General features: G+C 69.5%; 12 protein-coding genes. 3 read left to right on the top strand and 9 right to left on the bottom strand.

What is annotated here, in order from left to right:
* Nucleotides 1–7: 7 nt before the first annotated feature.
* The gene (gene rbpA / locus A5730_RS07810) at nt 8–343 is read right to left on the bottom strand and encodes an RNA polymerase-binding protein RbpA (protein WP_007170328.1); all 336 of its coding nucleotides are present in this window, start codon (nt 341–343) and stop codon (nt 8–10) included.
* Nucleotides 344–501: 158 nt separating this feature from the next.
* Here rbpA and A5730_RS07805 point away from each other — a divergent pair, with 158 nt between their 5' ends.
* The 3 genes from A5730_RS07805 (at nt 502) to A5730_RS07795 (ending at nt 16298) form a co-directional block, all read left to right on the top strand.
* Nucleotides 502–861, top strand: coding sequence for a hypothetical protein (locus tag A5730_RS07805; protein WP_082946745.1), 360 nt, complete (start codon nt 502–504; stop codon nt 859–861).
* Nucleotides 862–1174: 313 nt separating this feature from the next.
* Nucleotides 1175–13681, top strand: a complete 12507-nt coding sequence (locus A5730_RS07800; RefSeq protein ID WP_067897885.1) for a type I polyketide synthase — start codon at nt 1175–1177, stop codon at nt 13679–13681.
* 25 nt (nt 13682–13706) lie between these two features.
* A complete protein-coding gene (locus A5730_RS07795; RefSeq protein ID WP_067897882.1) occupies nt 13707–16298 on the top strand; it encodes a sugar epimerase family protein in 2592 nt (863 codons plus the stop codon).
* Nucleotides 16299–16307: 9 nt separating this feature from the next.
* Here A5730_RS07795 and A5730_RS07790 read toward each other — a convergent pair whose 3' ends face one another.
* The 8 genes from A5730_RS07790 to A5730_RS07760 form a co-directional block, all read right to left on the bottom strand.
* On the bottom strand, nt 16308–16727 hold the full coding sequence (locus A5730_RS07790) for a hypothetical protein (RefSeq protein WP_067897879.1): 420 nt from the start codon (nt 16725–16727) through the stop codon (nt 16308–16310).
* Nucleotides 16720–18027 (bottom strand): cytochrome P450, encoded by a 1308-nt coding sequence (locus A5730_RS07785; RefSeq protein ID WP_067897876.1) that lies wholly within the window; start codon nt 18025–18027, stop codon nt 16720–16722. Before A5730_RS07785 ends, A5730_RS07790 begins: the two co-directional genes overlap by 8 nt.
* A gap of 15 nt (nt 18028–18042) precedes the next feature.
* The gene (locus tag A5730_RS07780; protein ID WP_067897873.1) at nt 18043–19095 is read right to left on the bottom strand and encodes a dihydrodipicolinate reductase; all 1053 of its coding nucleotides are present in this window, start codon (nt 19093–19095) and stop codon (nt 18043–18045) included.
* On the bottom strand, nt 19092–19514 hold the full coding sequence (locus A5730_RS07775) for a hypothetical protein (RefSeq protein WP_067897869.1): 423 nt from the start codon (nt 19512–19514) through the stop codon (nt 19092–19094). Before A5730_RS07775 ends, A5730_RS07780 begins: the two co-directional genes overlap by 4 nt.
* A gap of 17 nt (nt 19515–19531) precedes the next feature.
* Nucleotides 19532–20137 (bottom strand): hypothetical protein, encoded by a 606-nt coding sequence (locus A5730_RS07770; RefSeq protein WP_231994650.1) that lies wholly within the window; start codon nt 20135–20137, stop codon nt 19532–19534.
* Between the two features lie 89 nt (nt 20138–20226).
* Nucleotides 20227–20355 carry a hypothetical protein gene (locus A5730_RS25300; RefSeq protein WP_255353594.1) on the bottom strand — a complete coding sequence of 43 codons (129 nt, stop codon included), beginning with the start codon at nt 20353–20355 and terminating at the stop codon, nt 20227–20229.
* 16 nt (nt 20356–20371) lie between these two features.
* Nucleotides 20372–21178, bottom strand: a complete 807-nt coding sequence (locus A5730_RS07765) for a CbbQ/NirQ/NorQ/GpvN family protein (protein WP_067897862.1) — start codon at nt 21176–21178, stop codon at nt 20372–20374.
* Nucleotides 21175–22695: a nitric oxide reductase activation protein NorD gene (locus tag A5730_RS07760; protein WP_067897993.1), complete on the bottom strand. Its 1521-nt coding sequence runs from the start codon at nt 22693–22695 to the stop codon at nt 21175–21177. Before A5730_RS07760 ends, A5730_RS07765 begins: the two co-directional genes overlap by 4 nt.
* Nucleotides 22696–22811 lie beyond the last annotated feature (116 nt).

Here is a 22811-nt window from a genome sequence, read left to right as displayed (position 1 = left end):
GCCGGGCTCAGCCCCGGCGGCGGGTGCGGATGATTTCGAGACGCTCCTTGAGCAGCTCTTCGAGTTCTTCGACGCTGCGACGCTCCAGCAACATGTCCCAGTGCGTGCGCGGCGGCTTCACCTTCTTCGGCTCGGGGAGGTCGCCCTCGATCAGGGTGCCTTCCATGCCGTTGCGGCACAGCCAGGTGCCGGGGATCTCGGCGTCGTCGGCGAAGGGGACCTCGAACTCCTCGCCGTTCTCGGTGCGGTACCGCGCGATCTGACGCGGCGCGAGGTCGTGGTTGCGGTCGGTCTCGTAGCTCACGGCTCCGAGGCGACTGCCTCTAAGAACGCGATCAGCCATGTTGCTACTCCTCTGGGTCCTCTGAGCTGTCGGGCAAGTATGTCCATTCGGCAAACGTTGCGGCGCTCCGCGTAGTTCCCCGGATGGGCCGCCGGCGTACGCGACGCGGCCTTCAATGATACCGGGATCGCCGCGCAATCCCGATAAAGTCGGCAGGCGTGAGCCGTCGCACCCACCCGCAGCCGTGCCGCTGGTGCGGTCGAGACGTGTCCGACGCCGGGATGGGACGGCGCCGCCAGTACTGCCGGCAGTCGTGCCGGCAGCGGGCATACGAACAACGCGCCTCGCTGACCCGGGGCGGCGGCGGAGCCGCGCTGGCGCTGCCCGCCGACGCGATCGTGCTGTCGGCCGACGACGCGGCCGACCTGTCGGACCGGGTCTACCAGGTGCGGTGCGCCGCGGAAGACGTCGCCACCGCCCTGGAAGAGGGGGCCCCGGCGACCGAACTGCGCGAGCTGTGCGACGTGCTGATCAGCGCCGCCCGGGCCGCCGACGGCTGGCGCCGGGCGGGTGTCTGACCGCTCTGACCACCAGCGATGCTCAGCCGGGTACAGTCGCGCCATGGACGGCGCGTCAGCTGTACCGCGGTGCACTCGGGTCCGGGCAGGCCACGAGACCCGCGGGCGCAGCGGCGCGTCGCGCGCGCCAAAGCCGGTCCTCCTGTAGCAGCCGGGAGCATCGGACGTTTTGAAATCCCGTCGGAGTTGGCCATACTCACCAGCGACATTCTTGGGCCGGAGAGCAGCACGACTTCGCATCGTGCAGCAATTTCCGTGACTCGGCGAGAGTCGCATCGGGGCAGCTGACGGCCAAGTTAGGCGAGAGGTAGTGATGGTGGATCAACTCCAGCATGCGACCGAAGCGCTGCGCAAAGCGCTGGTCCAGGTCGAGCGCCTGAAACGCACCAACCGTGCGCTGCTGGAGCGGTCGAGCGAGCCGATCGCGATCGTCGGCATGTCCTGCCGGTTCCCCGGCGGAGTCGAGACCCCGGAAGACCTGTGGCGGATGGTCGCCGACGGCCGCGACGTCATCACCGAGTTCCCCACCGATCGCGGCTGGGACCTGGCGAGCCTGTTCGACCCGGACCCCGACGCCCGCCACAAGACGTACGCGCAGACCGGCGGTTTCGTGGACGGCGTCGCCGACTTTGATCCGGCGTTCTTCGGCATCGCACCGAGCGAGGCGCTCGCCATGGATCCGCAGCACCGGATGCTGCTGGAGCTGTCCTGGGAGGCCCTGGAGCGGGCGGGGATCGATCCGAGCGGCCTGCGGGGCAGCGCCACCGGCGTGTTCGCCGGCCTCATCGTCCAGGGCTACGGCATGCTCGCCGAGGAGATCGAGGGCTACCGCCTGACCGGCATGACCTCCAGCGTCGCTTCGGGGCGGGTGTCGTACGTGCTGGGGCTGGAGGGCCCGGCGGTCTCGGTTGACACCGCTTGCTCGTCGTCGCTGGTGGCGTTGCACATGGCGGTGCAGTCGCTGCGCTCGGGCGAGTGCGATCTGGCGCTCGCCGGGGGCGCGACCGTCAACGCCACGCCCACCGTGTTCGTCGAGTTCAGTCGCCACCGCGGGCTGGCCCCGGACGGCCGCTGCAAGGCCTACGCCGGCGCGGCCGACGGCGTCGGCTGGTCGGAGGGCGGCGCGATGCTGGTCGTCGAACGGCTGTCGGATGCGCGGCGGCTGGGCCATCCGGTGCTGGCGGTGGTGCGCGGCTCGGCGGTCAACCAGGACGGCGCGTCGAACGGGTTGACCGCGCCCAACGGTCCGTCGCAGCAGCGGGTGGTGCGCGCGGCGCTGGCCAACGCCGGGTTGTCGCCGGCCGACGTCGACGTCGTCGAGGGCCATGGCACGGGCACCACGCTGGGTGATCCCATCGAAGCCCAGGCGCTGTTGGCGACCTACGGCCAGGATCGCCCCGAGCCGCTGTGGCTGGGTTCGATCAAGTCGAACATGGGTCACACCCAGGCCGCCGCCGGCGTGGCCGGGGTGATCAAGATGGTCCAGGCCATGCGCCACGAGATCTTGCCCGCCACATTGCATGTCGATGCGCCCAGCCCGCACGTGGATTGGTCGGCGGGATCGGTGTCACTACTGACCGAGGCGCAACCCTGGGCGGCCGAACGGCCGCGTAGGGCCGGCGTGTCGTCGTTCGGCATCAGCGGCACCAACGCGCACGTGATCGTCGAGGCGGCCCCGGCGCCGGAGCCGCCGGAGGACGGCCCGAAGCCGGCGGTGGTGCCGTGGGTGGTGTCGGCGAAATCGTTGTCGGCGTTGAGGTCTCAGGCCGCCCGGCTGGCCGGGCACATTCGCGGCCACGAGGAGCTCGAGGTCGCCGACGTGGCCTGGACGCTGGCCGGCCGCGCGACGTTCGAGCATCGGGCCGTCGTCGTCGGTGGCGACCGGGACCGATTGCTGGCCGGGCTGGACGAACTGGCCGGCTCCGAGATGGCGGACCTCAGCGGTTCGGTGATCCAGGGCTCCGCGGTGCCGGCGGGCAAGAACGTCTTCGTGTTCCCCGGCCAGGGTTCGCAATGGCTGGGCATGGGCGTCGAATTGCTGGACACCGCACCGGTATTCGCGCAGCAGATCGATGCGTGCGCCGAAGCGTTCGCGGAATTCGTCGACTGGTCGCTGATCGACGTCCTGCGCGGCGCCCCCGGGGCGCCGGGGATGGACCGCGTGGACGTGGTGCAGCCGGTGCTGTTCGCGGTGATGGTCTCGCTGGCCGAACTGTGGAAGTCGGTCGGGGTCAGCCCGGACGCGGTGATCGGCCATTCGCAGGGCGAGATCGCCGCGGCGTATGTCGCCGGCGCCCTGCCGCTGCGCGATGCGGCCCGGGTGGTCACGCTGCGCAGCCAGCTGCTGCGATCGCTGGCCCATTCCGGGGGCATGCTGTCGATCGCGTGCAGCACCGAGCGCGCGCGGGAACTGTTGGCGCCCTACGGCAATCGCGTCAGCATCGCGGCCGTCAACGGGCGCTCCGCGGTGGTGGTATCGGGTGACGTTGCGGCCCTGGACGAACTCGTCGGGTTCTGCGCCGACCTGGAGCTGCGCACCCGACGGATCGACGTGGACTACGCGTCGCACTCAATCGAGGTCGAGGCCATCCGTGACGAGCTGGCCGAAGCCCTGGCCGGTATCGAGCCGCGTTCCTCGCGCATCGCCTTCTTCTCCACGGTAACCGGAAATCGTTTGGACACGGCCGGTTTGGACGCCGCCTACTGGTATCGCAACATCCGGCAGACCGTGCAGTTCGACCAAGCGGTGCGCGCCGCATGCGAGCACGGCTACCGCACCTTCATCGAGTCCAGCCCGCACCCCGCGCTGATCGCCGGTGTCGAAGACACCGCCAACGACTGCCTGAAAAACGCGGCCGGCGACTCCGAGGCCATCGTGGTTCCCACCCTGGGCCGCGACGACGGCGGACTCGGGCGGTTCCTGACGTCGGCCGCGGCCGCGTTCGCCGCGGGCGTCAGCGTGAGTTGGCGCGGTGTGTTGGCCGGCGCGAGCTTCGTGGAGCTGCCGACGTACGCCTTTGACCGGCGCAGGTTTTGGCTGTCCGGCGAGGGCATCGGGGCGGACGCCGCGGGCTTGGGCCTGGGGACCAGCGAGCACGCCTTGCTCAGCGCGGTCGTGGAGCTGCCGGCCTCGGACGGAGTGTTGCTGACGGGTCGGCTGTCGCCGAGCCTGCAGGGCTGGCTGGCCGATCACGCCGTCTCCGGTGCCGCGGTGTTCCCGGGCGCGGGCTTCGTCGAGCTGGCGATCCGGGCCGGCGACGAAGTCGGTTGTCCGGTGGTGGACGAGTTGACGCTGCAGGCGCCCCTGATGCTGTCCGCCTCGAGTTCGGTTGCCGTACAGGTGGTTGTCGGCGCCGGCGACGAATCGGGCCGGCGCGCCGTGTCGGTGTTTTCCCGCGCCGACGCCGGTTCGGGATGGGTATGCCACGCCGAGGGCACGCTGAGCTCCCGGTCGATCGAGGCCGGCGCCGACCTGTCGGTGTGGCCGCCCGAGGGTGCGGTCGCGGTGGACCTGGCCGACGGCTACGACCAGTTGGCCGCGCACGGATACGGTTACGGCCCGGCGTTTCGGGGACTGACGGCCACGTGGATCCGCGGCGACGAGGTGTTCGCCGAGGTGCGGCTGCCGGACGCGGCGGGAGGCGTCAGCGGGTTCGGCGTGCACCCGGCATTGCTCGACGCGGCAATGCACGCCGTCATCATGGCCCAGCAGGCGGCGGGCCGGCCCGTCGACGTGATGTTGCCGTTCTCGTGGCAGGACGTCTCGCTGCATGCCGCGGGTGCGACCGCGGTCCGCGCGCGGATCGCGCCCACCGCCGGGCAGGGCGGCGGGGGCACCACCGCGATCTCGATCGAGCTCGCCGACGGGCTGGGCTTGCCGGTGTTGTCGGTCGGCGCGATGGTTGCCCGTCCGGTCAGCGAGCGCCAGCTGCGTGCGGCGCTGTCGAGCTCGGGTCCCGAGCGACTCTTCGAGGTTGCCTGGTCGCCTTCGGCCGCCTCGGCCGCCACCGACCCGGCGCCCTCCTACGAGATCGTGGAATCCGTTGTCACCGAACAGGATCCCTTAACCGCGAGCTACCCGCGCACCCACCAGGCGCTGAGCGCGGTGCAGGCTTGGTTGACCGAGCGGGACTCCGGGGTGTTGATCGTTGCGACCCGCGGCGCGGTGGGATTGGCGGGCGAGGACGTCAGCGACCTGGCCGGCTCGGCGGTATGGGGCCTGGTGCGCTCGGCGCAAACGGAACATCCGGGCCGCATCGTCCTGGTGGATTCCGATGTGTCGCTGGATGATCAGGCGGCGGCGTCGGTGCTCGCGGCCGGCGAGCCGCAGGTACTGTTGCGCGGCGGCCAGCTTTACACCCCACGCGTGCGGCCCAGCCGCGCAGCCGACGACCTTCTGGTGCCCCCGGGCGAGGGGCCCTGGCGACTGGGCATCAGCAGCGCCGGCACCTTCGAAAACCTAAGGCTGGAGCCGGTTCCCAACGCCGACGCGCCGTTGGAGCCGGGCCAGGTCCGTGTCGCGCTGCGCGCCATCGCCGCCAACTTCCGCGACATCATGATCACCCTGGGCATGTTCACCCACGACGCGCTGGTCGGCGGCGAGGGTGCCGGCGTGGTCACCGAAGTCGGCCCGGGCGTCACCGAATTCGCGGTCGGCGACTCGGTGTACGGGTTCTTCCCCGACGGCAGCGGCACGCTGGTCGCCGGCGATGTGCGCCTGCTGCAGCCGATGCCGTCGGACTGGTCGTACGCCGAAGCCGCCGCCATCTCGGCCGTCTTCACCACCGCGTACATGGCCTTCGTGCACCTGGCCGCGGTCAAGCCGGGGCAGCGGGTGCTGGTGCACGCCGCCGCCGGTGGTGTGGGCATGGCCGCCGTCCAGTTGGGCCGGCACCTCGGCCTCGAGATCTTCGCGACGGCCAGCCGGGGCAAGTGGGACACGTTGCGGGCCATGGGTTTCGACGACGACCACATCTCGGATTCCCGCAGCCTGGAATTCGAGGAAAAGTTCCGCGCCGTGACCGGTGGTCGCGGCATGGACGTGGTGCTGGACTCGCTGGCAGGCGATTTCGTGGATGCCTCGCTGCGGCTGGTGGCCCCCGGCGGCATGTTCCTGGAGATGGGCAAGACCGACATCCGCGACCCCGGTGTGATCGCGCAGGAGTATCCGGGCGTGCGCTACCGCGCCTTCGACCTCTTCGAGCCCGGCCGGCCGCGGATGCACCAGTGGATGATCGAGCTGGCCGGTCTTTTCGACGCCGGCGTGCTGCGGCCGCTGCCGGTGACCACCTTCGACATTCGGCGCGCTCGGGCGGCGTTGCGATACCTCAGCCAGGCCCGCCACGTCGGCAAGGTCGTCATGACGCTTCCCGACGCGTGGGCCGCGGGCACCGTGCTGATCACCGGCGGGACCGGAATGGCGGGTTCGACGCTCGCCCGGCACCTGGTGACCGAACACGGGGTGCAGAACCTGGTGTTGCTGAGCCGCAGCGGTTCCGCCGCGGCCGGATCGGCCGAGTTGGTCGCCGAGTTGGAGCGCGCCGGCGCCCGGGCGCGGGTGGTCGCGTGCGACGCCGCCGACCGCGAGGCGCTCGCCGCCGTGCTCGCCGAGATACCCGCGAGCCACCCGCTGACCGGGGTGATCCATGCCGCCGGCGTCCTCGACGACGCGGTTGTCACCTCGTTGACTCCCGAGCGCGTGGACGCGGTGTTGCGCGCCAAGGTGAATGCCGCCTGGAACCTGCACGAGCTCACCCGCGGCCTTGACCTGCCGGTGTTCGTCATGTTCTCGTCGATGGCCGGCCTCGTCGGGTCGTCGGGGCAAGCCAACTATGCGGCGGCCAACTCCTTCCTCGACGGACTCGCCGCGCACCGGCGGGCCCACGGGCTGCCGGCCATCTCGTTGGGATGGGGGCTGTGGGATCAGGCCAGCGCGATGACCGGTGGGCTGGACGCCGCCGACCTCGCGCGGCTGGGTCGCGACGGCATCCTGGCGTTGTCGTCGGACGAGGCGATGGAATTGTTCGACACCGCGGTGATCCTCGACGAGCCGTTCCTGGCCCCGGCCCGCATCGACCTGAACGCGCTGCGCGCGCACGCCGCCGCGGTGCCACCCATGTTCGCCGACCTGGTCAACGCGCCCGCGCGGCGCCAGGTCGACGACTCGCTCGCGTCCGCCAGGTCGAAATCGGCTCTGGCCCACCGTCTGCACGGGCTGCCCGAGGCCGAACAGCACGCCGTGCTGCTGGACCTGGTGCGCTCGCACATCGCCACCGTCCTGGGCAACACCACGCCGGAGGCGATCGACCCGGACAAGGCGTTCCAGGACCTGGGCTTCGACTCGCTGACCGCGGTCGAAATGCGCAACCGGCTGAAAACCGCTACCGGGCTTGCGCTTTCACCCACACTGATCTTCGACTACCCGACGCCCAACGGCCTGGCGGGCTACATCCGCGGCGAACTCGCCGGGGTGCCGCAGGAGATTGCGCCGGCCCCGGTCGCCCGCCCGGTCGGCGACGACCCGATCGTGATCGTCGGCATGTCCTGCCACTATCCGGGCGGGGTGAATTCCCCCGACGACCTGTGGCAGATGCTTGTCGAGCGCCGCGACGTGCTCTCGGCGTTCCCCACCGACCGTGGCTGGGACCTGGGCGGCATCTACAGCCCGGATCCCGACGTCCCGGGCACCTGCTACACCCGCACCGGTGGCTTTGTGGAGGGCGTCGCGGACTTCGACCCGGCGTTCTTCGGCATCGCGCCCAGCGAGGCGCTGGCGATGGACCCGCAGCAGCGGATGTTTCTGGAGCTGTCCTGGGAAGCGTTGGAGCGGGCCGGAATTGACCCCGCCGCGTTGCGGGGCAGCGCCACCGGCATGTTCGCCGGCGTGTACACGCAGGGCTACGGCATGGGGGCCGCCCCGGCCGCCGAGGGCTTCCGCCTGACCGGGCAGTCGTCGAGCGTGGCGTCGGGACGGGTGTCCTACGTGCTGGGGCTGGAGGGCCCCGCGGTGTCGGTCGACACGGCGTGCTCGTCGTCGTTGGTGGCGTTGCACATGGCGGCGCAGTCGCTGCGCTCGGGCGAGTGCGACCTGGCGCTGGCGGGTGGCGTCACCGTCAACGCCACACCCGACATCTTCGTGGAGTTCAGCCGCATGCGGGGGCTGTCCGCCGATGGCCGGTGCAAGGCGTACGCGGGGGCCGCCGATGGCACCGGGTTCTCCGAGGGCGGCGGAATGCTTGTCCTGGAACGCCTGTCGGACGCGCAGCGGCTGGGCCACCCGGTGCTGGCGGTGGTGCGCGGTTCGGCGATCAACCAGGACGGCGCGTCCAACGGCCTGACCGCCCCCAACGGCCCGTCCCAGCAACGTGTGGTCCGTGCGGCGCTGGCCAACGCCGGGTTGTCCGCGGCCGAGGTGGACGCGGTCGAGGGCCACGGCACGGGCACCACGTTGGGCGATCCCATCGAGGCCCAGGCGTTGCTGGCCACCTACGGGCAGGACCGCGCCGAGCCGCTGCTGTTGGGATCGATCAAGTCCAACATGGGCCACACCCAGGCCGCCGCAGGCGTGGCCGGCGTCATCAAGATGGTGCTGGCCATGCGCCATGACCTACTGCCGGCGACCCTGCACGTCGACGAGCCCAGCCCGCACGTCGACTGGTCGGCGGGATCGGTGTCGCTGCTGACCGAACACCGGGCCTGGCCCGCGATTCGCCCCCGCCGGGCCGGCGTGTCGTCGTTCGGCATCAGCGGCACCAATGCCCACGTCATCATCGAGGCCGCGCCTGTCCAGGACGCACCCGCCGCCGACCGCGAGCGGCCGCCGGTGCTGCCGTGGGCGATCTCGGCAAAGTCGCTGCCCGCGTTGAGCTCTCAAGCCGATCGGCTGGCCGCGCACCTGCGCGGGCACGGCGAGCTCGACATCGCCGATGTGGCGTGGTCGCTGGCGGGCCGCTCCCACTTCGAACATCGGGCCGTGGTCGTCGGTGGCGACCGCGGGCAGCTGATGGCGGGCCTGGACGAGGTGGCGACCGGTCAAGTCGTTTCGGTCGTTCAGGGCACGGCGACGCCCGGCGGCAAGACCGTCTTCGTCTTCCCCGGCCAGGGCGCCCAAATGCTCGGCATGGGAAGGGGTTTGCACGAGGCGTACCCGGTGTTCGCCGAGGCGTTCGACAGCGTCGTGGCGGAGCTGGACCGGCACCTGCTGCGGCCCCTGCGCGATGTCATGTGGGGAACCGACGAAAACGTCCTGAACACCACCGAATTCGCGCAGCCGGCGTTGTTCGCGGTGGAAGTCGCCCTGTTCCGGCTGCTCGAATCCTGGGGCATTCGCCCCGACTTCGTGCTCGGCCACTCGATCGGGGAGCTGGCCGCCGCGCACGTCGCCGGCGTCCTGTCGCTTCAGAATGCGGCGGTGTTGGTCGCCGCCCGGGGCCGCTTCATGCAGGCCCTGCCCGAGGGCGGGGCGATGATCGCCGTGCAGGCCACCGAGGAGGAAGTGCGCCCGCTACTCGTGCCGGATGTCGGCATCGCCGCGGTCAACGGGCCCGCGTCCGTGGTCATTTCGGGCGCCGAGGACCCGGTGAGCGCGATCGCGGACCAACTCCGCGCCGACGGCCGCCGCGTCCACCGGTTGGCGGTGTCGCACGCGTTCCACTCGCCGTTGATGGAACCGATGATCGACGAGTTCGGCACCGTTGCCGCCGGGCTCGCCGTCGGCAAACCGACGATACCGATCGTGTCGAACGTGACCGGGCAGCTGGCGGCCGACGATTTCGCCTCGCCCGTCTATTGGAAACGGCACATTCGCGAAGCGGTGCGGTTCGCCGACAGCGTCCGCTTCGTGCACGCGGCCGGTGGCAACCGCTTCTTCGAGGTGGGCCCCGGCGGCGGCCTGACGGCTTCGATCGAGGAGACGCTTCCGGACGCGCCGGTGATCACCATGTCGGCGTTGCGCAAGGACCGCCCGGAGCCGGTGACGCTGACCAACGCGGTCGCGCAGGGGTTCGTCGCCGGGATGGACGTGAATTGGCGCGCGGTGGTCGGCCACGCCAATTTCGTGGAGCTGCCCACCTATGCCTTCGAGCGTCGCAGGTTCTGGCTCTCCGGTGACGGCGCCACGGTTGACGCCGCGGGGCTGGGCCTGGCGCCCGGCGAGCACGCGCTGCTCGGCGCGGTGGTGGAGCTGCCGGCATCCGGTGGAGTGGTGCTGACCGGCCGGTTGTCGCCAAGCGCACAGGGCTGGTTGGCCGACCACGCCGTCGGCGGCGTGGTGCTGTTCCCTGGCGCGGGATTCGTCGAGCTGGCCATCCGCGCCGGCGACGAGGTGGGCTGCGGAATTGTCGACGAACTGAATCTGGCTGCGCCGCTGGTGCTTCCGGGCTCGGGCTCGGTTGCGGTCCAGGTCGTGGTCGGCGGCGGGGACGATTCGGGTGCGCGCGCCGTGTCGGTGTTCTCGCGTGGCGATGCGGGCGCGGGTTGGTCGTTGCACGCCGAGGGTGTGCTGCGGCCCGGATCGGTGCAGCCGAGCGCCGACCTGTCGGCGTGGCCGCCGCTGGGCGCCACCCCGGTGGACATCGGCGACGGCTATGAGCTGCTGGCCGAGCGTGGATATGGGTACGGGCCCGCGTTCCGCGGCCTCACCTCCATGTGGCGCCGCGGCGACGAGGTGTTCGCGGAAGTGACCCTGCCCGCCGACACCGGAGTGTCTGCCGCGGGATTCGGCGTCCACCCGGCGATGCTCGATGCCGCGCTGCACGCGGTGATCTTGGCGTCCGACGGCGACGGGCTCCCCGAGGGTTCGATGCTGGTGCCGTTCTCCTGGCAGCAGGTCTCCTTGCACGCAGCGGGCGCGACGGCGGTGCGGGCGCGGATCGTGCCGGTGAGTGAGTCGGCCGTGTCGATCGAACTCGCCGACGGCCTGGGCCTGCCGGTGCTCTCGGTGGCGTCGATGGTGGCCCGGCCCGTGACCGATCAACAGCTGCTGGCGGCGGTTTCCAGCTCGGGCCCCGACCGCCTCTTCGAGATCATCTGGTCCGTGCAACGGTCGACCTCGGTGCAGCCGGTCTCGGTTTCCCACTGGGGCGCACCGGAATCGGACAACTTCGAAGCACAACCGTCGGCGGTCGTGTTCGAGTCGGCCCCGGTCACCACCGACGTCGTCGCCGACGTCTACGCGGCCACGCGAGCGGTGCTGCCGGTGCTGCAGTCCTGGTTGGCCCGTGACGGGGCGGGCACCCTGGTGGTGGCGACCCGCGGCGCGATGGCGTTGCCGGGGGAGGACGTCACCGACCTGGCGGGCGCGGCGGTGTGGGGACTGGTGCGCTCGGCGCAGACCGAGCACCCCGGCCGGATCGTGCTGGTGGACACCGACGGCGTCCTGGACGAGGAGTCCGTCGCCGCGGCGCTGTCGGTCGGTGAGCCGCAGGTATTGCTGCGTGGCGGGGCGGTATACACCGCCCGGGTGCATGGCAGCCGCGCCGTCGGCGGCCTGCTGGTGCCGCCGGGTGACGAGCCGTGGCGGCTCGGCATGAGCAGCCACGGCACGTTCGAGAATCTGCGGCTGGAGCGCATTCCCGACGCCGACGCCCCGCTGGCGCCGGGACAGGTCCGGGTCGCGGTCTCGGCCCTGGCCGCGAACTTCCGCGACGTGATGATCGCGCTCGGGTTGTATCCGGACCCCGACGCCGTCATGGGCATCGAGGCGTCCGGCGTCGTCATCGAAACCTCGTCGGAGGATGGTCGTTTCGTGGTCGGTGACCGCGTCATGGGACTGTTTCCCGATGGCACGGGCACGATCGCCAGGACCGACCAGCGGCTGCTGGCCAAGATGCCGGCCGGCTGGTCGCACACGGCGGCCGCGACGACCACGGTGGTCTTCGCCACCGCCTTCTATGCCCTGGTTGATCTGGCCGCGGCCAAGCGCGGCCAGCGGGTGTTGGTGCACGCCGCCGCCGGCGGCGTGGGGATGGCCGCGGTGCAGTTGGCCCGCCACCTCGGCCTGGAGGTCTTCGCCACCGCCAGCCGCGGCAAGTGGGACACCCTGCGGGCCATGGGCTTTGACGACGACCACATCTCGGATTCCCGCAGCCTGGAGTTCGAGGACAAGTTCCGCGCCGTCACCGGCGGGCGTGGCGTGGACCTCGTGCTGGACTCGCTGTCCGGCGACTTCGTCGATGCCTCCCTGCGCCTCGTCGCCCCCGGCGGCGTGTTCCTGGAGATGGGCAAGACCGACATGCGCGAACCCGAGGCGGTTGCCGAGCAGCATCCCGGGGTGCGCTACCGCGCCTTCGATCTGTTCGAGGCCGGGCCGGACCGTATCGCCCAGATGCTCGACGAGCTGACCGCCTTGTTCGCCGACGACGTGCTGAGGCCGTTGCCGGTGACCAGGTTTGACGTACGACGGGCGGCGGCGGCGCTGCGGTATCTGAGCCAGGCCCGCCACGTGGGCAAGGTCGTCATGACCATGCCGGACGCCTGGGCGGCCGGCACGGTGTTGATCACCGGGGCCACGGGAATGGCGGGTTCGGCGTTGGCCCGCCACGTGGTGAGCCGCCACGACGCGCGCCACTTGGTGTTGGTGAGCCGGCGCGGCCTGGACGCGCCGGGCGCCGCGGAATTGACGACCGAGCTCACGGCCGCCGGTGCCCAGGTGCACGTCGTCGCCTGCGATGCCGCCGATCGCGAGGCGCTGGCGAAGGTGATCGCCGATATCCCAGTGCAGCGGCCGCTTTCGGGGGTGATCCACGCCGCCGGCGTGCTCGACGACGCGGTGATTTCCTCGCTCACCCCCGAACGGGTGGAGGCCGTGTTGCGGGCCAAGGTCGACGCGGCGTGGAACCTGCACGAGCTGACCCGCGACCTGGATGTCTCTGCGTTCGTGATGTTCTCGTCGATGGCGGGGCTGGCGGGAGCGTCGGGCCAGGCCAACTACGCGGCGGCCAACTCGTTCCTGGACGGGCTGGCCGTGCACCGGCGGACGCATGGCCTGCCGGCGATGTCGCTGGCCTGGGGCCTGTGGGATCAGGCCAGCGCCATGACCGGTGCGCTCGGGGCGGCCGATCGCGCCCGGTTCGGCCGCGACGGCATTGTCGCGATGTCCTCCGACGAGGCGCTGGAACTCATGGACACCGCGCTCATCGTCGATGAGCCGTTCCTGTTGCCCGCCCACATCGACCTCGCCGCCCTGCGGGTCAAGTTCGACAACGGGACGTTGCCGCCGATGTTCGTCGATCTGATCAACGCGCCGACCCGGCGCCAGGTCGACGATTCGCTCGCCGCGGCGAAGTCGAAATCGGCTCTGCTGCAACGCCTCGAAGGGCTGCCCGAGGACGAGCAGCAGGCGGTGCTGCTGGACCTGGTGCGGGCCAACATCGCCACCGTGCTCGGCAGCTCCAGCCCCGAGTCCATCGACCCGGACCGCGCGTTCCAGGAGCTGGGCTTCGATTCGCTCACCGCGGTCGAGATGCGCAACCGCCTCAAATCCGCCACCGGCCTGGCGCTGTCGCCCACGCTGATCTTCGACTACCCGAACTCCGCCGCGCTGGCCGGTTACATGCACTCCGAACTCGTCGGCGCGGCCGAGCAACGGGGTCCGGCCGCCGCGCCCGGGGAGGCCGAGATCCAGCGCGCCGTGGGGTCCATTCCGGTCAAGCGCCTGCGACAGGCCGGGGTGCTGGAGCTGTTGCTCGCGTTGGCGAACGAAGCCGACGGCGGTCGTGTCGACGGGCAGGCACCTGCCGACGCGGCGACCTCGGAGAAGGACATCGCGGACATGGACCTCGAGGATCTCCTCAACGCGGCGCTGATGGACGACGACGAATAGCCATGAGCCTGGGCAAGGGTAGCCAGTGAGGATCGCCGTCACCGGGGCCGGCGGCGTGCTCGGCCGGGGCCTCACGTCGCGCCTGCTCAGCGAGGGCCACGACGTCATCGGAATCGCGCGGTACCAGCCCGAAAGCTGGCCCAGCGCAGCCGAATTCGTTGGGGCCGACGTCCGGGACGCCGCTGCGGTCAACCGCGCCCTGGCCGGTGCCGAGGTCGTCGCCCCCTTCGCGTGGGCGCACGACGATGGGGCCAGGCGGCAAGTCAACGTCGACGGCACCCGCAATGTCCTGGCCGCGGCGGCCGAGACCGGAGCCAGGAGAATCGTTTTCGCGTCGTCGCCGCACGTCTATGGCGGCGGCGATGCGCCGAAGACCGAGCACGACCCGAAAGCGCCGGTCGGCGCCGACGGCGAAGATAAGGCGCGGGCCGAGCGGATGCTCGAGGAATCCGGTCTGGAATGGGTCGCGGTCCGTTCCGCGCTGATCCTCGGCCGGGGCGTCGACAACTGGGTGCGCCGGTTGCTGGCGCTGCCGGCATTCCCCGATGGCTCGCTCGACCGACTCATGCAGGTCGTCCACCTCGACGACGCTCTCCGATTATTCGACCGGGCGATCGTGGACAGCGAAATCGGCGGCGGCGCCGTCAATCTCGCCGCTCCCGGTGAATTGACCTTCCGGCGGGTCGCCGCGGCACTCGGACGCCCGATCGTGCCGCTCGGCGCTGAATCGGCCGGGCTGAAGCAGGTGCGCGGCGCCCCGTTCATGGATACCGCCCGGTTGCGCGAGCAGTGGGACTTTCGCCCGGCGTGGAGCTCCGCTGAGTGCGTCGAGGATTTCGCGCTCGCGGTACGCGGCCGGATCACCCTGGGCAGGCGGGTGATATCGCTGCCGTGGCGCATGACCAGCATCGCGGACCTGCCCGCCGTCGACGCGCCGAGCGAAGACGGCGTCAAGCCCGAATGGGCAGGACCACCGGGGGATAACGGGGAGTTCGATACTCCGATTGACCCGCGCTTTCCGACGTTTCTGGCGACCAATTTGTCGGAGGCACTGCCCGGACCGTTCTCGCCGGCGTCTGCCTCGGTGACCGTACGCGGGCTGCGCGCCGGCGGCGTGGCCATAGCCGAGCGGCTGCGGCCCGGCGGCATCATCCAGCGTGAGATCGCGATGCGGACGGTCGCGGTGTTCGCCAATCGGCTCTACGGCGCAATCACCTCCGCGCACTTCATGGCCGAAACGGTGCCCTTCGCCAAGCCCTCGACGATCGTCAGCAACAGCGGCTTCTTCGGCCCAAGCATGGCGTCGTTACCGATCTTCGGTGCCGAGCGCCCCCGTTCCGAAACCGGCCGCGTCCGAAAGCAATTGCGGACCGTTCGGAACATCGGGGTCTTCGGCGTCAACCTCATCGGGTTGTCCGCCGGCTCGTCGCGGGACACCCACGAATTCGTGGCCGACGTCGATCGCCTGGAGCGCCTCGCCGACGACTTCACCCGGTTGGACGATCGCCGGCTGCTCAGCCTGATCTCGTTGGCGCGCGACGCTGTGGTGCACGGCTGGGTGCTGGCCTCGGCGTCGTTCATGCTGTGTGCCGCGTTCAACGTCCTGCTGCGCGGTCTGTGCGGGCGGGACACCGCCGCGCCGGCGGGGCCGGAATTGGTCAGTGCCCGATCGGTCGAGGCCATGCAGCGGTTGGTGGTCGCGGCGCAGCGCGATCCGAAAGTGACGGCGCTGCTTGCCGAACCGGGGGAGCGGCTGGGCAAGCTTGCGGTGGAGGCCCCGGAGTTTCACGCCGCCGTGCTGGCCGAGCTGGCGCTGATCGGGCATCGCGGCCCGGCCGAACTCGAGATGCTGTCCATCAGCTACGCCGACGATCCCGAGTTGCTCGTCCGGATGGTGACCAGGGCCATGAGCGCGCCCGAAACTCCTCAGCCGCAGCACGCCCGAATTCCGCTGCACGCCAGGCCCATTGCGCAGCTGGCGACGCGCCAGCTCCGCGATCGCGAAGTCCGTCGCGACAAAGTGGTGCGGGCCAACTGGGTGCTGCGCAACCTGATGCGCGAGTACGGGCGCCGGTTGGTCGAGGCCCAAATAATCGAATCCGCCGATGACGTGTTCTATCTCCTCGTCGACGAGCTCGATGCGCTGCCGGCGGATGTCGGCGCGTTGGTGGCCCGGCGCCGTGCCGAGCAACGCAGGCTGGCCGGCGTGGTCCCGCCGACGGTGTTCAGCGGCAGCTGGCAACCGACCACAACCGCCTCGGCGGTTCTCGCCAGCGGGGACACCCTGCGCGGGGTCGGCGTCTGTGGCGGCAAGGTTCGCGGCCGGGTGCGGATCGTGCGGCCCGAGACCATCGACGACCTGGAACCGGGCGAGATACTGGTCGCCGAGGTCACCGACGTCGGATACACCGCGGCGTTCTGCTACGCCGCGGCGGTGGTGACCGAACTCGGCGGCCCGATGTCGCATGCCGCGGTGGTGGCCCGCGAATTCGGGTTCCCTTGCGTGGTGGACGTGCAGGGAGCCACCAAGTCGCTGCCGGCCGGCGCACTCGTCGAGGTCGACGGCGCCTCGGGCGAGATCCGGGTGCTGGAAGTGGACCAACCGCTAACCGGCTGAGCCGGCGCCTCAGGGCAGGTTGGTCGACAGGAAGGTCAACGGCAGGCCGCACACCGAGAGGTCGATTTCCTCCAGGTAATTGCCCTCGCCCTCGAAGCCTTGCCGGAAGCGGGTGATGGAGCCATAGCGCTTGGCGACCTCGTCGGCTTCTGACGCCCCTTCGACCTGCAGCACCACCGTATAGACGCCGTCGCCATGGCTCGCCAGGAACTCGGCCACCGAGGCGGCCACCCCGGCGGTGGCTGCCGGTTGCGGGCTGATCAGCTCGATTCCCCGGTTCCAATCCAGGAGCACCCGGAGCCCCAGTTCGTCCAGGCTGATCTCGTCGAAGCTGAAGCCCAGCTCCGTGAACAGTTGTCCCACGGCGTCATGTCGCTCGCGCGCGACGGCGAAGACGACGTGATGCAGGCGCGGCGACGAGTCATTCATCGGTGACCCCCAGGGGTGCTCGCGGGATGGTCATCGGCGGGGAGAACTCCACCAGAAGGCTTGTCGGACCGCTCATGCCAAGCATCGGTTTCCACGGGGCCGGTCCGACCCGGTGGGCGTCCGGCAGCCGTTGCGCCAAAATCCTGAGGCCTTCGGCCAGCTCCAGTCTCGCCAGGTTGGCGCCCAGGCAATAGTGCACGCCGCCGCCGAAAGTCAGCACGGCCGGCACGTCCGTGCGGGTGATGTCGAAGCGGTCGGGATCGGGATAGATGGCCGGATCACGATTGGCGGCAAAAGAATTCACCAGAACGTGGGTGCCGCTGGGAAACGTGTAGCCGCCCAATTGCACGTCCTCGTGCACCGTGCGGATCGTGTTACACACCGCGGGGGAGTGGCGCATGCTCTCCTCGACCGCGGGCGCGGCGAGTTCGGGGTGCGCGCTCAACATCGCCCACTGCTCGGGGTGATCAAGGAGCACCTGCATGGAGGCGGCCAGCTGGTTGCGGGTGGTGTCCGTTCCGGCCAGCAATAGTCCGGCCACGGTCATCCGAAGTTCGTCCGCGGTGAGCCGGTCGCCTCGACGAGTCGGGTCCTCGGCGCGGATGAGATCGGAGAGTAGGTCGTCCGTCAGGCGGTGTCGTCGCTCGGCCACCATGGCATCGACATAGGCGTCGAGCTCGGCCCAGCCTTGCAGAACCACGGGCATTTCGTCGACGAGGTTCACCGAGAAGTTCACCATCTTGAAGATGGTTTCGGCCCAGTGGGAGAACTGTTCCCAGCTTCCGCGGGGAGCGCCCAGCAGTGCGCAGATGATGGGGATCGGGTACTGCCGGGCAATGTCGGTGACGACGTCACAGCGGCCGGCGCCGGCGACGCCATCGACGAGTTCGTTGACGACTTCACCGATGGTGTCGTGCAACCGCGCGGTGGCCCGCGGTGTGAAGGCCCTCGACACCAGGCTTCGCAGGCGATGATGTTCGACGCCCTCGGCGCAGATGATGCTGCCGACGACCCTGTCCCAGAGCGGACCTGAGGTCACGCCTTGCGCCGTCAGATGCAACCCGGGGGGAATCACGAACCGGGTGTCGCGCATGATGCTGCGGGCCAGCTCGTAGGACAGGACTTCGGGTCCGATCGGGCCGATGGCGATCGGGCCTTGCCGCTGCGCGGCCCGGATGCGGGGGTAGACCTCGTGCGGCGATTCGGTGAGGTCGTATTCGAGCGTCGGGAGTCCCGCGTCGAAGACGTTGGGCGCGCCGGCCGTAGTGGCGGGCGGCGCGGGATGTTGGGTCGGGGGCATCGAACGCACGTCCTCTCAGTTGCGGGCCAGCACTCCGCGCGGCAGGAGCAGCGGTAGGTCGTTGTAGGTGGCGATGCCGGGCGGGGCGGCGACGACGGCGGGTATCGCGGTGATCGCCGGCATGGCGGTGATGGTGAGACCCAGCATGATGTAGTCGTCCAACGTATCGCCCTGAAAGTCCGGCGGTGGAAGGAAACTCAGCGTGGTCTTGATGGTGGGTCGGCCGTGGACCTCGATGGTGTAGCCCATATCCAACGGCCAATCGGGATCCAATGTTTGACCCTTGCGCCAGCGCCCACGGATCTCGATGACCTCGCGGTCGCCGACGATCCCCTTCCACCGGACGTCCACGCCGGCGACGCACCCCTTGGCGATCGTCCAGTCGCCGGGAAGGTGCAGGTCTTCGGTGGTTCGGGCGTATTCGACTTCGCAACGCACGTCGTCGAGTTCGGCGCCCAGAGCTTCGGCGACCAGCAGCACGCCGTCCCGGAAGACGCCCGAACCCTTCGCGGTGATGGCCGAAAGATCGGGCTGGTCGACGGGATAGCCGAAGCCCATGGGTATTTCGGTGGCCGGAGAGTTGTAGATCGTCGTGTCAACGGATTCCAGCATGGAAACCTTGTCGACTCGGTCCGAGAGCCCCGCCGACACGATCGCGAACAGTTGGATGAATCCCGGGTTGATGCCGCTGCCGAAGATGGTCGATCCGCCCTGCCGGCAGGCCTCGGCGATGCGATCGCGACCCGCTCCGAGGAAGTGGCCGGTGACGAACCCGGCCGTGCCCACCACGTTGATGCCCGCAGCGAGGATGCGGACCAGTTCGTCGACGTCGGCGAACATCGGGTTGTAGACCACGCAGTCGGGCTTCAGTGCGAGCAGGGCCTCGATGTCGTTGGTGGCCTTCACATTGAGCGGTTCGATCCCGCACAGCTCGCCCACATCGCGGCCGGCCTTTTCGGGCGACCAGGCGTAACATCCGACGAGTTCCAGCGCGGGGTTGGCGGCAATCGCCCGGACCGAACTCGTGCCGACGTTGCCGGTCGTCCATTGCACCACTCGGTAGGTCACGGGTGCGCCGAATGCCGTTGGGCCTCCTGGCGGGCGAGCCGGTCGTTGTGGATCTTGACGAGTTCGCGGAACCCGAGGCGGTGATACTTCGGTATCGGCTGGATGCCCCAGACGTCCTGCGCGGTGGCCTTGCCCTCGGCGCCCTCCGGCGGCCCGAACGGCGGGTACGGATACTTGCATTCCAGGGTGTCGTTCGAGTAGCGAATCTTGAGCAGCTCGCTGCAGATCTGGGTGAGGCTGAGCGTGGGATAGCCGTAATAGACCGCCATGAACGGCAGCGTGAACGCGCCTTCGATCACCAGTGCCACCAGGCACACCAAAACGGCCCGCTTGATCCATTTGTGCATGCGCGCGTAGTACGGCGTGGTCCCCGGCTCCAGATCCGTAGCCGGCTGCTGTTCTTCGGATGTGGCGGTCATGGCAGCTGCTCCTTGAGCTAGTCGGTGAAGATTTCTCGGTTGACGGTGTGCAGATACGGGATGGCGAGGAAGGGGGTGATGTAGAAGATGTCGTAAAGCCACCAGCCGACGACGGGGAATACGACGCCGGCGTAACGCACGTCGGCGAACATGGTCATGTTGAACACGTAGGCGCACCAGATGACCACGCCCATCCAGCAGGTGAGGACCATCCACTGATGGCCCCACCGTTTCATCTGCAGGAACCCGATTGCGGCGGCCACCCGCATGGAGAACACCGTGAGGATCAGCCCGGCCACATAGGCCTTCTCGCCCGGTCCCGCCGCACCGCCGACCCAGAGTTCGTTGTAATGCCAGAAGTAGCCGGCATCAAACATGTTGCCCCACCCGACCATCAGCACCCGATTGATCAGCGTGTGGTTGGCGACCAGGTCCAGGGCCCAGCCGAGGCTGTTGAGCATGCCGTCGATCAGGACCAGATAACCGATCAGGGTCACGATCATGGGCCGGACCGAAAGGCCCGCGCGCAGCGCTTGCCGCTGCAGCCACACCCCGCGCATGAAGATGGGAAATCCGATCAGACCGGGGGCCCACATGCCCATCAACGCGGCGCCGACGATCATCCACTTGTCGGCACGGCGCTGCGCCCGGTGGGACTCATCGTGGTGATCGTCCAGGCCGACCGAGCTAACTGGTTGCTCGACAACAGGTTTCACAAGTCCCACCACCCACGGGCGAAAGACATGTACAGCTGAATGCCGAACATCACCAGGAGGTAGCCGTAGATGAAGATCTGGAAGACGATCAGCGCCCTCTTGCGCTTCTCCTCCTGTCGGTCCATGCCGTCAGCTCCTTTCCTAGGGCCGTGCGCCCGGGGCGTCGGTGGTGGCCAGGCTGGCCGCCGCGACTTCGCGTAGACCGTCGGTGACCGCGCCGTCGGTGCTCAGCGGCGCGAGTATGCACGCGTCGGCCGCATCCAGTTCGGTTGCGCCGGCGGCGATCAGGTGTCCCGCCGTGACCAACACCCTGGTCGACGGCGGCTCGAAGTGAAATGCTTCGTCGGCGGTGCGGATCGCGACCGCGCAGTCGACCAGGCGCCGAGCCGTGGCCGGCGGAACGCCGGCTTCGGCGACAATCACTTCGGCCTCGCGCTCGGGCGGCAGGTATCTCATCGCAAGCGTGACGAACCGTTGGCGGAACGACGGTTTGAGCTCCTTGAGCGAGCTGCGATATGCGGGGTTGTACGAACACACCAGCATGAACTCCCCGGGCGCCGTCACCACTTCGCCGGCCCGGTCGAGGAACAGCGATCGCCGGTGATCGGTGAGCGAGTGCAGGATGGCCAGCGAGTCGTGCCGGGCCTCGACGACTTCGTCCAGGTAGCAGATCGCGCCGGCCTTGACCGCCCGAGTCAGCGGGCCGTCGGTCCACACCACGTCACCGCCGGTCACCATGAAGCGGCCGACCAGGTCGGAACTGGTCAGGTCGTCGTGGCAACTGATGGTGACGACCGGTCGTTGCAACAGGCGCCCCATGTGCTCGACGAAACGCGTCTTGCCGCAACCGGTCGGTCCGGTGAGCATCACGGGCATGCGCTGGCGGAACGCCTGCTCGAACAACTCGACCTCGTTGCCGTTCGCGAAATAACCAGCGACGGCACTCATGCGGCAACCAGTTCACGATGAACGTGAGCCAACACCCGCGGCAGCTCCTCGACGCGCCTGATCCGCTGAGAACGCCTGGGCCCGAACACCTCCGGCAGCGGATCGACCCGGGTCGGTCCGACGCCGACGTAGTACACCGACACCCCGGCGTCGTTGGCCTCCTCGACGGCGTGCGCGGCATCCGCCCACGCGTACCGGCCCTCATAGCCCTCATCGGAGATCAGCCCGTCGCCGATGACGATCAGCAGTCGCCGCTCGGAGGCCTGCGCGAGGAGTCGGTTGGTCAAATGGCGCAGCGGCGCGCCGAGCCTGGTGTATCCGCGGGTGGACAGCCCCAGCCCGCTCGGCACGACTAATCGGCGGTCCTCGAAGTCCTTCAGGCACTGGACTTCGACCCGGTGACGGGTATTGCCGGTGAAGACGAACACCCCGTGCCGCTCGTGCGCGACCGTCATGGCGCGCGAAAGCGCGTCGGCGCAGGCCAATTCCAGTTCGAAGATGCGCCCGCCGTGCACCCCCAACGACGAACTGCCGTCGAGCAGCACGGCCGTGGTGACGTCGCGGCCGCTGGGCAGCAACTCACGGAAGATCTTCGGCTCCTTGGCCTCGCCGGTGGTCAGGTCGATGTAGTGGTTGACGTATTGGTCGACATCGAGATCGGAGCCGTCTTCGCGGCGGTTTGTCATCGCGCGATGCGTGTGTTCTTCGAACCACTTGCGTACGTCAACGGCGATGGGCACCGGGCGGGCAGCACGCCGGACGTCGGCAGGCTCGAGCACGGCCACGTGATCGCGCATGAAGCGCCGGGTCCACATGTTCCATTCGGGGTAGGGGATCCCGGGCCGGTGTTCGGGGGTGACGTCGAAATCGTTGTCCTCGGGCCGGCTCGGTGGCGGCAGGTTCGGGTTGCGGACGCCCCCGTCGCCGCCGACGGGAACCGAGTACGGTCGCGGACGGCGCTTTTGCGTTGTGGTCCATGGCATCCGGCCGAAGCTGCGCCGTAACCGGTCGGTTAGCCCCCGCGGCATCGCGTGGGCGAGCGGCAGGTGGCCCAGCAGCGGATGAAACGTCAAGGCTCCGCCCGCGGCCGCCAACGCGATCGCGCGGTCCAGCATCTGTTCGGCGGGCGTATCGCCGGGTTCGGGATGCAGTTCGGGGAGCAGCCGTTGCAGGTCGGGCAGCAGGCCCGGCCACCTCTCGGCGATCCAGCCGAGCGCTACGCCCGCCTCGACCAGAGTGAGCGCGCGCAATTCCCGGGCGGATAATTCGTTCAGTCGATATTCCAGGATGCGTTCCTTCGAGGGCGAACATTGCAGGGCGACACCGCATGTCAGGTCCCGGCGGGTCCATTCGGGAGCGGGATAGGGGAGATGAACGAACGTGAGCGCCGCGTTCAAACCGAAGCTTCGCCGTTCCCCGGCGACGAGGCGGACGCCCTCGCGACGTCGCTCGCTGAGCGCGACCGCCGCCACCGAGCAGCTCCGCTCCAGCGCCATCGCGTGCGAATCGTCAGGCATGGGCCAACTTCCGTTCGGTTCGGCGGCCCGGTCCACCGGTCAGAACGTGCCGATGTTGGAGAAGAGCCAATACCAGAACCAGATGATCAGCCCGGTGCCGCCCCACGCGGCGACAT

The sequence above is a fragment of the Mycobacterium sp. ACS4054 genome (assembly GCF_001667275.1).
Taxonomy (GTDB): domain Bacteria; phylum Actinomycetota; class Actinomycetes; order Mycobacteriales; family Mycobacteriaceae; genus Mycobacterium.
This window is presented reverse-complemented; position numbering and strand designations above follow the sequence as displayed.